This is a genomic window from Brasilonema angustatum, from assembly GCF_059505445.1.
Genome location: NZ_JCACKO010000145.1, coordinates 26,865 through 39,175, shown reverse-complemented (window position 1 = coordinate 39,175; position 12,311 = coordinate 26,865). Strand labels below are relative to the sequence as shown.

Sequence of the window (12,311 nt, the reverse complement as noted above, 5' to 3'; positions counted from 1 at the left end):
TACTGTAATATATTAAGTAATATAAAGATAAATAAAAAATATTAAAAACATTGGTTAACAATACTTTGTCTTCTTACACTGCTTCTACTACTACGATTCAGCGAACTCAGCCAACGAAAAGCGCTGACGTTGGTTTATTGTGGAAAGTCGCCTCTCAACCAGCATGGTTAGTCTTTGCGGCGGCTGTCTTTTTGGTTTGTGTGCCTGTGTTTATTGAAGCGCCACTCGTGCGATCGCTTCCGTGGTTGAGTTTAGCTTTAACAGCAGGTTGGATCTGGCTGAGTTTTAAATTAATGTCGCGTCCCTCTACGTATGTTTGGGGAGATTTGCTTTTAGGATTCAGTTGGAGTTGGTTAGCAGGTTCTGTTTACTGGGGCTGGTTGCGCTGGGAACCGTTATGGCATTTACCCGTTGAGTGTATAGGTTTACCGTTTGCCTTGTGGTGTCTCAGTCGGAACTGGGGCAAAATCGGTAACTGGTTTTATTTAGGTTCTTTACTCGGTACAGTGTTAACCGATGTGTATTTCTACTTGGTAGATTTAATTCCTTATTGGCGGCAAATCGTGCGAGTAGAATCAACATTGGAGGCAACACCAATTTTACAAAGTGCTTTGGCACAAGTCCAAACGCCTTGGGGACAAGCTTGGGCGCTAACTCTCGCCACAGTCTTGTTAACGGTGGGGCTTTTGTCTTTATCTGGGAAGCAGCGACACTGGTATGCTTTTAGTGGAGCGGTTTTGAGTACTATTTTGGTGGACTGCTTATTTTTACTGGCTGCGGTTTTTGCGTGAAGATCAGCTTATGTACTTGGATAACCACAATTGTACGTACTGACTGGGGGTTTGTTCGGCAAGCTAAGCTTATCATTAAAAGTTGAGAGTTTCACTGGTATCAACAGTGAGAGCGTCACAACAAAGGAATTTTTGCAGTGAACAAGCTTAAGCGGTTTTGGCAACAGATCAACCCCCAAGAATTAGGAACGCCTGGAGACATGGCGGAGTCTGGGGCAGAAGTTTCTAAAGCTGCTTTGGAATTTATGATTGCGCTTGGTTTGCTTGCAAGCGTTCCAGCAGCACCAGTGGCGCAGACCTCAGTGGCGCAAACCTCAGTAGCGCAGACCTCAGTGGCGCAGACCTCAGTCGCGCAAACCTCAGTCGCGCAAACCTCAGTAGCGCAGACCTCAGCGGCGCAGACCTCAGTGGCGCAAACCTCAGAACGGCAAACCTCAGTAGCGCAGACCTCAGTGGCGCAAACCTCAGAACGGCAAACCTCAGTAGCGCAGACCTCAGTAGCGCAAACCTCAGAACGGCAAACCTCAGTAGCGCAAACCTCAGAACGGCAAACCTCAGTGGCGCAGACCTGAGTGGCGCAAACCTCAGTGGCGCAAACCTGAGTGGCGCAAACCTCAGTCGCGCAAACCTCAGTGACGCAATCCTCAGTGACGCAAACCTCAGTGGCGCAAACCTCAGTGGCGCAAACCTCAGAAGCGCAAACCTCAGTGGCGCAAACCTCAGTGTCGCAAACCTCAGTGGCGCAAACCTCAGTCGCGCAGACCTCAGTGGCGCAGATCTCAGTGGCGCAGACCTCAGTCGCGCAAACCTCAGTCGCGCAGACCTCACAAACATTACTTGGAATCAGGATACGAAACGGGAAGATGTGCGAGGATTGGAGACAGCGGTTAATAAGCCTGAAGCCTTTTGACATCCTCCCCGCCTGACTTCCGTTTCGCCTCAGTTGTAGCCGAAGGCTTCCCAAAGGATGACTTTTGAAAAAGTACCAAGTAAACTCCAGTTAGCAAGTTTCCTCTGCTGTCGTTCGCTTTGAGCAACTTCATCAGGAGTCAAATACAGTTTACCGTTTCCATCACCTCTACTTTAGGAAATTCTTGCTTGTTGGAAGATTTGTTGAGGTGTAATTTGTAGCATTTCAAATAGGGAATCTTCTAAACTATCAGTACCGCGCTTGGTTTGAGGGAGAGCATCTGGATAAAAAATAGTAATAGTTTTTGCTCTAGTGTCAATAATCCAAACGCGTTGAACTTTAGCTTTCAGATAATCTGTTGCTTTTTCTGTCATTTCTCCGAAAGTTTGACCAGGGGAGATAATTTCAATGACTAATTCGGGTGCAACAGGACAAGCCTCATCTTGCAACCAATCGGCAGAAAGACGGTTATAAGAAACATATGTCAAATCTGGTACAGGAACCCAGTCTTGTTGATTTTGTGTTAGCTTAATTGCCCATTCTATTACAACCCGTCCCTTTCCTTCTGCCCATCCAGATAATAGTATAAATAACGCACCTGTTATAGAACTATGAAAAAAATTTGGTGACATTTCATCGTTTTTGAATTTAGGAATAGCTTCTCCGTCAATTAGTTCATAGGTGATGTCTGCTTCAGTAAGTGCGAGGAATTCTTCGAGGGTGAGTTGGGTTTTGAGTTTAATCATGGTTAGTTTTGGAGTTGAAGGATGACTCAATTTTAGATTTTTAACTAATTCTGGAGGTTTAAGTCTCCTGTTTCTAAGTAGCGATCTACCTAATTAAACGTAAAATGTCCGCATTTTTTTTGGATAATGCGGTTCTGATCGCTGTGTATCACCGCTCAAATTCACAAAAAAAACCGCTGTGTTCTACAGTACAGCGGTCATGGTTTGTTGCGAGTAGATGCATCCTGTGAGGTTGCACCTTTTCGGCTAGGTCAGGGGCAATACAGTTCAGTTAAGGAAATTAATCTGTTTCGGCAGGCACAGGGGCACAGGGGCACAGGGGCAGGGGGGAAGAAGAGTTAACGCCCATTGACTCTTTTCTCCTCTGCTCCCACTAGCGAACCATCCCCTCTGCTGTCTCTACGAATAAACGTCTTAACTGAACGGTATTGAGGTCAGGGGAAGAAATATTGCTTGCTCTTTAGAACTGTTAGCTGGTTGGTTAGGATTCGTCTATTTACCTCGCGAAGATCAGATGTTAATAGTTATTCTCAACTATTGTCAGAAGTTTACTAGGAATTTGCCTGAGAAGCAAGTACTTATATATAGAGAAAGTTTATGAATAAAATTTCAGATATTTATTTTAAATATCAACGGAATAATTTGGTGGATAAGCTTTCTCAACTACTCATAAGTCTCAGAAAATCCTGAAATACTAGTAAAAAATTGTAGTTAAATATAAAATATTCTCAATAACTTCCTCATAAGTTGCCGGAACAAGTGCAAAGTACTTGTAAGGAGTACTTGCAGCTCATGGCAATGGGAATAGGGAATACCCTATTCCCCTTTTCTTAATACCAAAAAGGTATATGTGCAATCTGTGTTAATGAGCGATCGCCACACAAAGGCTTCTGCATCGCCTGCATCATCCCATCGCTGTTCACAATCATCGCTCATTCCTGATAAGTTAATTTTATAAACACTATCAGTTCTTCAAATGTAAACTTTTATTGACCTTTCTTAACAAAATTCTTATACTAGTTTACATAAGTTAAAAATACAAAAAAATAAACCAAAAAAACAAGCTACGTATATTTGTTAACGCTCTAGTTTCGCTTGTCTTGGGTGTTAGCTAAGATTTTTAGATTTCGATATCAGGACTCATTGACATTTGGACTTCTCCTCCTAGCCTCGGTTGGTTTCGCCGAGGTTTTTTGTTGTGCTTGGGTGCGATGTTCCGAAGGAGTCGCCCCAAGGGAGACGCGCTAATTTGTTTTTATGCTTGACAACAATTCAATTCAAAAAGATTAGCTCAAGAGCCTCGAATTAAGTAGAGTGGGCATTACAATGCCCACCCTACACCTGAGGTGACACCGATTTTACAAAGTGCTTTGACGCAAGTGCAAACACCTTGGGGACAAGCTTGGGCGCTAGTTCTCGCCATAGTCTTGTTAACGGTAAGACTTTTGTCTTTATCAGGAAAGCAGCGGCATAGGTACGCTTTTGGTGGAGCGGTTGTGAGTACCATATTGGTAGACTGCCTATTTTTGCTGGCAGCGGTTCTAGCTTTTGGAGTACGCTGATCAAAACACCTGTAAAGATTTTATCTATAATCCTGAAATTGCGCTGTGAGTGATTGTAGTTTAATTTAGCCATAGCCTATCAGTACTACCAATACACAATTCGCGCTTATATTACTATGCAAGCAAGCCAGCCGAACCCTAAAGAAGAATATACTTACGCTGGGCAGCCAGGTCAAGACGTACCATCCTTTGACGCCAAACGTCCCTTACCCGCACGAGTCCAGCCGAAGCCGCGATATGTGGCAAACCTTGCAATGCATCGTCTAGTTCCGATGCCAACCCAAACCCCAGGTTCACCACCTGTGCCACCAGCACCGGGCATCACTGGTGTTCTCGAAGCAATGGCAAAGATAGGACAAACACCCCCTCAATGGATGCCTGCTAACTTAACCCGCTGCCATCCTGACAAGTTCAGCGATAATTTTTTTGTCGAACGTCGTCTCAACGGTTTCAACCCAGGTAAATTCAAACGAGTTAAACACCAGCCTTGGCAGTACATCATTCGCTACGATTGCACTAAGTATACAGTTGAAGAAGGTGGTATCCTACCTTCATTAATTGAGGCACGATTCAAACTCGAAGATCAAGCTTTATATCTTGACTCGATTGAATTCACTCTCAACGGCGAAACTGAGACTCATGTGCCTGGTGATGCCGACTGGGAATGGTCAAAGCGATTATTCCGCAGTGCTGAGTTTGTCTTTCAAGAAATCCAAACTCACCTGGCACGTACTCATATGAATATCGGTCAGTATGCAATAGCGTACTATCGCAATATAGTTAATAACCCAATCCGCTTGCTGCTTGAACCTCACCTCGACGGTCTACTCAACATTAACGCTTTAGGAGCGTCCTTAATATTTGGTAATACAGGTTTTATTCCTGAAGCTTCGGCTTTGAGTCCCCAAGAAGTAGACAATGTACTTAAAGATGAAATTAGACGCCTGTCTTACCGTAATTGGAGTCCTGCTGGTTATGCGTTAAAAGATTACGTGCATAACAACAACTTTGACCCTGCGGCAAAGAGTGTATGGGAAGCGTTTAGAGATTACGTGTCGAAATTCTTCGAGACACACCATGCGGGTATTAAGACTTATTGGTCGGAGGTTGAGGGAATGTCCCGGGATTTAGTGACCCACTCAATCCTTAACCCGGAATTGGGAACACTTGCGATCGCTAATATCAACGATCTCAAGCAGCTTTGTATCTACATGATTTTCCACTGTTCGTTCTTTCATTCGTGGGTAAATAACAAACAGTATGAGGATGGTGGTGACATAGACTATGCCACTATTGGTCTTTGGGACAAACATAATCCTAAGTATGATCCATCTGCGGTGGCTCAAAAACACGCTAAACAAGTAACCCTACTTTGGACGCTGTCGAACGTATACTACAACCCCATCATGGAATTTGGTTCTCCCGACCTCAAAGAACACCTGTGGAAACGCCGCGAATCGATACAGCCCGGATTACCTTTGGAGTCAATCATGATGAGCACTAATATTTAACTGACCAAGCTTGTGTGATAAAGCAATCCAAAACAGACCTAATTGCTGAAAAATCTGGAATTATGCTTGATTCTTTTGATAGGGAAGTACGTCTTGCATTAGGTCTAGAGATTTGTTGATGCTTTCGGTGTCACCAATGTCCGCAGGACTTACGGCGTATCGCACGTAAGCCTAAAACATCCTCGCTCTTTGGTACGCGCTGCGTGTTCCAAAGAGCGATCGCAAGGGAGCAACAGACGCATAAACGCCTATCGCCTCCATCACTCCATCGCTGTTCACAATCATCGCTCATTCCTGATAAGTTAATTTTATGAACGCTATCAGTTCTTCAAATGTAAACTTTTATTGACCTTTCTTAACAAAATTCTTATACTAGTTTACATAAGTTAAAAATACAAAAAAATAAACCAAAAAAACAAGCTATGTATATTTGTTAACGCTCTAGTTTCGCTTGTCTTGGGCGTTAGCTAAGATTTTTAGATTTCGATATCAGGACTCATTCACATTTGGACTTGTCCTCCCTGCCTCGGTTGGTTTCGCCGAGGTTTTTTGTTGCAGTTGCGTGCGATGTGCTGCATTCGCGTAGGGTGCCAAAGGCTTAGCCGCAGAGTTTCCAAACTCCCGCAACGCCTTTGTGACGTTATCCCAGGATGACACAGTTATGCGATCGCCCAAAAGAAGCGATCGCATAAATTTCCACTACAGCTAAGTTCTATCCCATCAACGAATGCGCCTTATCTACCACAACGTTAAGCACATGATGAGTGAAGGGAAGGCTATCAACAACCATGCCTACACACAACAACATCATGTATGAAATGGAATACAGAAATAATCCTTTAGCAAAATTGCGGTCTTCTGGATTGTGCAGTAGTTGCCAAGCTTTGTAAATAAAAACTGCCCCTAAGCTGACAGCAAGGACTCCGTAGATTACTCCACTGACGTGCAAAGGGTAAATTAATGAAAATGTTGCTGCTACTGTAACTAGGGTGTATAACCAAATCTGCCGCACCGTCGGCGTAGTTCCTGCAATTACTGGTAACATTGGTATACCAACTTTTGCGTAATCATCCCTAATCATCAAAGCAAGAGACCAGAAATGAGGCGGTGTCCACAAAAAGACAATAGCAAATACTACCCATGCTGCCCAGCTTAAGGTACCAGTAACAGCAGCCCAACCAACTAATGCTGGAACTGCTCCTGCTGCTCCACCAATAACGATATTTTGAGTGCTATGTCGCTTAAGTAAATGCGTATAAATTAGCACATAAAATAAAATACCTGACATTGCTAGCAGTGCAGCTAGTAAGTTGGCAAATACGTAAAGCAACGTAAAAGAAATGACAGCTAAAGCACTAGCGAAAATCAAAGCATCGCGCGACTGTATTCTACCTGAAGGTAGAGGGCGATGACGTGTGCGCTCCATTTCATAATCGATATCTCGGTCGTAGACACAGTTAATCGTCTGGGCGCTTGCAGCGGCCATTGTACCACCAGTAAGTGTGACGAGTAACAACAATGGGTCTACTTCTCCCTTAGCTGCAATCCACATACTTCCAGCAGTGGTAATAAGTAGCAAAGGGATGATTCTCGGCTTTGTAAGCTGGTAGTAGCTTTGAACAACCTGTAGAAATGTTTGATGGTGGCGAGAGACATTAGTCTCAATCATTTTGGCACTATTTCCTTTTTTTCAAACCTAGATAACTGTTCACTGTTCACTTATGGTATTTGCGTTGATAATCACGCTGTTAGCGTTGATCCCACGGCTGTGAACCCAGTCGCGCAGTGCAAGAACTGTGAAACCCACTAAAGTACCAAGCAAAGCTGCTCCTACAGCTTGGTGAGAGACAGTAAGTGGCTCGACTTGAAGATGTAACCGAAAAGTGGCAACTCCTACCAGGAGTTGTACAATAAGTAATCCACCAGCGATATTTGCTAGTCGTCGTAATGCAGGATGCAATGCTGGTGTCCGCCATGAAAGAAATACGACTGCCAATGTTGCCACTGTTGGAGGCACTACGCCAGCAATATGACTATACATCACAGTACAAAGTTGGGATATGCCAAAGCATTGGTGTAGCGCCCAACGAGACCCGACCAAAGCACCTAGTAAACTTTGTAGATAAACCAAAACAGCTGCTGTTAAACCAACCCAAGGCAAGTTACCTACGTTTCCGGTTGGCTGGTAAGGGGTAAGTGCAGTGCCAATGACTAGTAAGGTCATGAAAAATAACAGCGCTGTTCCTAAGTGAGCTGTTACAATATCAAACCGCAAAAGTTCAGTTACCGTGAGTCCGCCCAAGACTCCTTGGAAAACGATTAAAAATAGCGCGAATGTGGATGCCCAAGGTAGCCATCTGGGTAAAGAGCGACGAGACCACCAGGACATTCCAACGAGTGCGATCGCGCTGACACCAATTAATGCCGCATCCAACCTGTGAAACCACTCCAAAAAAACCTGGAAATTCATTTGCTTGGTTGGCACCAGTTCTCCGTAACACAAAGGCCAATCAGGACAAGCAAGTCCAGCATTCATCACACGGGTGGCACTGCCTATTGCCATCAAAATCAAAGTGGCTATACACATTCTCCACACCAAGCGACGAATTCGTTCTTGTGGAGCCTGCGGCGGCGCAGTGGTTATGTTTTGTTGTTCTAGGACAAATTCGCTCATCTAAAGACACCTTTTGCCGCTCTTTTTGATTCTGTCTACGTTCTAAACATTTATCAGTACCGATCCATCTCCCACCCTAGCGTACAACTAAGGTTCGAGACTGGCTCTCACTATACTGTGAATCACCATAGCCACTTTTTGCCTGAAGCTTTAGGGAATTTTTAAGTTGTGAGCCTTAAACTCGTGCGCTCTTAATTTCTAGCAACAACCTTAATAAACATTATCCCCCTGTTTCCTGTTTCCTGTTCCCTATTCCCTATTCCCTGTTCCCTGTTCCCTGTTCCTAACCAGTTAGAAAAATTTTTCCCTAATTGACATCCACCACTAGACACATCCGAGAAACAGATTCTGTTCAAGATCCAAAAAATCAGCCGAAAAATTAATAAAATTTTCATGCGTGACTCCAAGATATCTCTTAGGCTGGACTAGTGTAGTAAGTGAGTAAACTGCTCAGTCGGATATAGTAAAGCCGTTAACTCAAAAAAACCGTGAAAATCCCAAGTTCCATCTGGACATTACTAATTGGCATCGGGCTGACCCTAGTCAGTCTCTGGTACGGTCAAAATCATGGTCTACTACCAACAGCAGCTTCTGACGAAGCCCCGTTAGTAGACGGTTTGTTCAACGCAATGATGACCGTCTCCACTGGTATATTTGTGCTCGTAGAAGGTATCTTAATTTACTCTGCTATAAAATACCGTCGCCGTGCAGGTGACAATGCAGATGGTCCGCCAGTACATGGCAACGTACCATTAGAAATCCTTTGGACAGCAATCCCAACTGTTATCGTTATCGGTATTTCTGTTTACAGCTTCGACGTTTACAACGATATGGGCGGCTTTAGTCCCCATGACATTCATGAAGCCCCAATGACGTCACAAGTCATGAACATGCCTGGGGCTGCGATCGCCGCAACTTTAAGCGATACTCCCCCCAGCACAGAACCTAACGAAAATCAGGAAAAATCTGATGAGGCAATGCAAGACCCTGCGACAGCAGCAGTCCGCAATGCTGACCAAATTCCCCAAAAGCGGAATGCTCCTGGTGTAGGAAGTGTTGCTCCTAGCCTTGGACCTACACCTGAAAATGAAGGAAAACCACCTGCATTTGTGGTAAACGTCACAGGTTTGCAGTACGCCTGGATTTTTACCTACCCTGACACTGAAGTCACTTCTGGAGAACTGCACGTTCCCATCGGGCGGGAAGTGCAATTGAATATGACAGCCAACGATGTGATCCATGCCTTCTGGGTACCAGAGTTTCGTTTGAAGCAAGATGTGATCCCCGGTCGGCAAAGTGAGATTCGTTTTACGCCCAACAAAGAAGGTGACTATACGCTCATCTGTGCCGAACTGTGTGGTCCTTACCACGGTGCGATGAGGACACAAGTTGTTGTTCAAAAACCAGAAGAATTTGAACAGTGGATCAAAGAACAGGAAGTTGCTAGCGCTGAAGAACTCAAGCAAGCAGTTGCTCTTAATCCTGCGGATTTAACACCAGATGAATTTCTCGCTCCTCATACCAGCCATATGGGAATTCATCCAGAAATGCTACATCAAATTCACCATTAGTCATTAGTAATTAGCAATTGACTCCTGACTCCTGAGTTCTGAAATTTTTATGACACAAGCACAGGTACAAGAAAAAGCCAATATCCCTGCTCTGGCTGAAGAACCAGAGATCAGACATTGGCGAGACTACTTTACCTTCAACACTGACCATAAGGTGATTGCGATTCAATATCTGGTCACCACGTTCATTTTTTACTGTATTGGCGGCGTTTTGGCTGACTTGGTTCGCACCGAACTGCGAACCCCAGACGTGGATTTTGTCACCCCTGAGGTGTACAACAGTTTGTTTACACTGCACGCCACAATCATGATTTTTTTGTGGATTGTGCCCGCAGGCGCAGGATTTGCTAACTTCCTCATCCCCTTGATGATTGGGGCAAAGGATATGGCTTTTCCACGCCTGAATGCTGTTGCCTTTTGGATGATTCCTCCTGCTGGTTTGTTGCTGATCGCCAGTTTAGTGGTGGGTGATGCACCAGATGCAGGTTGGACTTCCTACCCTCCCTTAAGCTTGGTCACAGGTCAAGTGGGTGAAGGTATCTGGATTCTGAGCGTTCTATTGCTAGGTACGTCTTCGATTCTGGGGGCAATTAATTTCCTGGTGACTATGCTTAAGATGCGTACTCCAGGCATGGATTTCTTTCAATTGCCTTTGTTTTGCTGGGCAATGTTGGCAACCTCAGCGCTGACTTTGGTCTCTACGCCGGTGCTAGCAGCCGGTTTAATTCTGCTCTCCTTTGACTTACTTGCAGGAACAACATTTTTTAATCCGACTGGCGGTGGCGATCCGGTTGTTTACCAGCATATGTTCTGGTTTTACTCCCACCCTGCGGTTTACATCATGATTTTGCCCTTCTTTGGGGCAATTTCTGAGGTGATTCCGGTTCATTCCCGTAAGCCAATTTTTGGATACAAGGCGATCGCCTACTCAAGTCTGGCAATCAGCTTCCTAGGACTGATCGTCTGGGCACACCATATGTTTACCAGCGGTGTTCCTGGTTGGCTGCGGATGTTCTTCATGATCACTACCATGATCATCGCTGTACCGACTGGGATCAAAATCTTTAGCTGGTTGGCAACAATGTGGGGTGGCAAAATTCGCCTCAACAGTGCGATGCTGTTCGCCATAGGTTTTGTTGGCACCTTCGTTATTGGTGGGATCAGTGGCGTGATGTTGGCGGCGGTTCCGTTCGATATTCACGTTCACGACACATATTTTGTCGTAGCACACTTGCACTACGTCCTATTTGGTGGTAGCGTTCTGGGCATTTATGCGGCAATCTATCACTGGTTCCCCAAAATGACAGGGCGGATGCTGAACGAATTTTGGGGCAAGGTTCACTTTACTCTGACAATTGTCGGTTTAAACATGACCTTCTTGCCCATGCACAAGCTGGGAATGATGGGTATGAACCGTCGTATTGCTCAGTACGACCCCAAATTTACGTTTTTGAATGAAATTTGTACCTATGGTGCTTATATACTAGCGGTTTCGACATTTCCCTTCATTATCAATGCGATTTGGAGTTGGATGTACGGACCCAAAGCAGGTAATAATCCCTGGAATGCACTCACCCTAGAGTGGATGACAACCTCACCACCAGCGATCGAGAATTTTGATAAACCACCAGTTTTAGCGACTGGACCATACGATTATGGTTTGGAGAACACTGCAAAGGGTGTACCTTTATCTGATCCCGATCCAGTCTTGTCTGCCGGTGTTAACTCAGTGTTACGCGCCGAACCTGACGAGCCATATCCCGCTATCACTGCCGAGAAAGAAGAACGCTGATAGATTATGAATGATGAATGCTAAAAGATTTCATCATTCATAATTAGTAATTCATAAATTCAACGGAAAATTCATGCAAAGTCAAACAATTGACCCAGCAAAGACAGCCCTTAACCATCATCACACTGCTACCGCAGATGCTCATCACGAAGAACATCCAGACCATCGCCTTTTTGGACTGGTTATGTTCCTGGTGGCAGAAGGAATGATTTTCATGGGGTTGTTCGGAGCATATCTGGCAATGCGTTCTACAGTACCTGTTTGGCCCCCAGAAGGTACCCCAGAATTAGAACTATTGCTACCCGGAGTCAACACCATCAATCTAATTGCTAGCAGTTTTATTATCCACAATGCTGATACTGCCATCAAAAAGAATGATCTCCCGGGAATGCAACTCTGGTTCGGGATTACTGCTGCAATGGGTATTCTTTTCTTGGTGGGGCAGGTGTATGAGTACACCCACCTAGAATTTGGCTTGACGACTAACTTGTTCGCGAGCGCATTTTATGTATTGACTGGCTTCCACGGTTTGCACGTGACTTTGGGAGTTGTAGCAATTCTTGCTGTATTGTGGCGATCGCGCAGTAAAGGTCACTACAGCAATGAACATCACTTTGGTATAGAAGCCGCCGAAATCTACTGGCACTTCGTTGACGTGATTTGGATTATCCTCTTCTTATTGCTGTATCTGCTTTGAGTATTGGTGATGAGTTTGTCACTTGACTCAATATACTAACCAACCCCCTCTAGGGGG

General features: G+C 44.7%; 11 protein-coding genes. 7 read left to right on the top strand and 4 right to left on the bottom strand.

Annotated elements, in window-relative coordinates:
- Positions 1-50: 50 nt before the first annotated feature.
- Complete coding sequence (locus AC5JM2_RS29600) at positions 51-791, top strand: DUF3120 domain-containing protein (protein WP_495838726.1); 741 nt, start codon at positions 51-53, stop codon at positions 789-791.
- Positions 792-1,032: 241 nt separating this feature from the next.
- Positions 1,033-1,701 (top strand): pentapeptide repeat-containing protein, encoded by a 669-nt coding sequence (locus tag AC5JM2_RS29595; RefSeq protein ID WP_495838882.1) that lies wholly within the window; start codon positions 1,033-1,035, stop codon positions 1,699-1,701.
- A 173-nt stretch (positions 1,702-1,874) separates the two neighbouring features.
- Here AC5JM2_RS29595 and AC5JM2_RS29590 read toward each other — a convergent pair whose 3' ends face one another.
- A complete protein-coding gene (locus AC5JM2_RS29590) occupies positions 1,875-2,447 on the bottom strand; it encodes a Uma2 family endonuclease (protein ID WP_495838724.1) in 573 nt (190 codons plus the stop codon).
- A gap of 1,346 nt (positions 2,448-3,793) precedes the next feature.
- On the opposite strand from AC5JM2_RS29590, the gene AC5JM2_RS29585 reads away from it, so the two are divergent.
- Entirely contained in the window at positions 3,794-4,009 is a 216-nt protein-coding gene (locus AC5JM2_RS29585; RefSeq protein ID WP_495838722.1) for a DUF3120 domain-containing protein, read from the top strand.
- A gap of 116 nt (positions 4,010-4,125) precedes the next feature.
- On the top strand, positions 4,126-5,520 hold the full coding sequence (locus AC5JM2_RS29580; protein WP_495838721.1) for a lipoxygenase family protein: 1,395 nt from the start codon (positions 4,126-4,128) through the stop codon (positions 5,518-5,520).
- A gap of 489 nt (positions 5,521-6,009) precedes the next feature.
- Here the strand turns inward: AC5JM2_RS29580 and AC5JM2_RS29575 are convergent, their stop codons facing one another.
- The 3 genes from AC5JM2_RS29575 to AC5JM2_RS29565 are packed head-to-tail and all read right to left on the bottom strand — an operon-like array spanning position 6,010 to position 8,194.
- A complete protein-coding gene (locus AC5JM2_RS29575; RefSeq protein WP_495838719.1) occupies positions 6,010-6,210 on the bottom strand; it encodes a hypothetical protein in 201 nt (66 codons plus the stop codon).
- A 22-nt stretch (positions 6,211-6,232) separates the two neighbouring features.
- Entirely contained in the window at positions 6,233-7,189 is a 957-nt protein-coding gene (locus AC5JM2_RS29570; protein WP_495838717.1) for a heme o synthase, read from the bottom strand.
- A gap of 39 nt (positions 7,190-7,228) precedes the next feature.
- A complete protein-coding gene (locus AC5JM2_RS29565; RefSeq protein WP_495838715.1) occupies positions 7,229-8,194 on the bottom strand; it encodes a COX15/CtaA family protein in 966 nt (321 codons plus the stop codon).
- A 488-nt stretch (positions 8,195-8,682) separates the two neighbouring features.
- Here AC5JM2_RS29565 and AC5JM2_RS29560 point away from each other — a divergent pair, with 488 nt between their 5' ends.
- From AC5JM2_RS29560 to AC5JM2_RS29550, 3 genes are all read left to right on the top strand, one after another.
- The gene (locus tag AC5JM2_RS29560) at positions 8,683-9,765 is read left to right on the top strand and encodes a cytochrome c oxidase subunit II (RefSeq protein ID WP_495838713.1); all 1,083 of its coding nucleotides are present in this window, start codon (positions 8,683-8,685) and stop codon (positions 9,763-9,765) included.
- A 49-nt stretch (positions 9,766-9,814) separates the two neighbouring features.
- Positions 9,815-11,557: a cytochrome c oxidase subunit I gene (ctaD, locus tag AC5JM2_RS29555; protein WP_495838711.1), complete on the top strand. Its 1,743-nt coding sequence runs from the start codon at positions 9,815-9,817 to the stop codon at positions 11,555-11,557.
- Between the two features lie 73 nt (positions 11,558-11,630).
- Positions 11,631-12,254 carry a cytochrome c oxidase subunit 3 gene (locus AC5JM2_RS29550; protein ID WP_495838709.1) on the top strand — a complete coding sequence of 208 codons (624 nt, stop codon included), beginning with the start codon at positions 11,631-11,633 and terminating at the stop codon, positions 12,252-12,254.
- Positions 12,255-12,311 lie beyond the last annotated feature (57 nt).

Excerpts from the sequence above, each read along its gene's own strand:
- AC5JM2_RS29570 (WP_495838717.1), bottom strand. The coding sequence starts at position 7,189 with ATGATTGAGACTAATGTCTCTCGCCACCATCAAACATTTCTACAGGTT.
- AC5JM2_RS29550 (WP_495838709.1), top strand. The coding sequence starts at position 11,631 with ATGCAAAGTCAAACAATTGACCCAGCAAAGACAGCCCTTAACCATCAT.
- AC5JM2_RS29590 (WP_495838724.1), bottom strand. The coding sequence starts at position 2,447 with ATGATTAAACTCAAAACCCAACTCACCCTCGAAGAATTCCTCGCACTT.
- AC5JM2_RS29575 (WP_495838719.1), bottom strand. The coding sequence starts at position 6,210 with ATGCGATCGCTTCTTTTGGGCGATCGCATAACTGTGTCATCCTGGGAT.
- ctaD (WP_495838711.1), top strand. The coding sequence starts at position 9,815 with ATGACACAAGCACAGGTACAAGAAAAAGCCAATATCCCTGCTCTGGCT.
- AC5JM2_RS29565 (WP_495838715.1), bottom strand. The coding sequence starts at position 8,194 with ATGAGCGAATTTGTCCTAGAACAACAAAACATAACCACTGCGCCGCCG.
- AC5JM2_RS29580 (WP_495838721.1), top strand. The coding sequence starts at position 4,126 with ATGCAAGCAAGCCAGCCGAACCCTAAAGAAGAATATACTTACGCTGGG.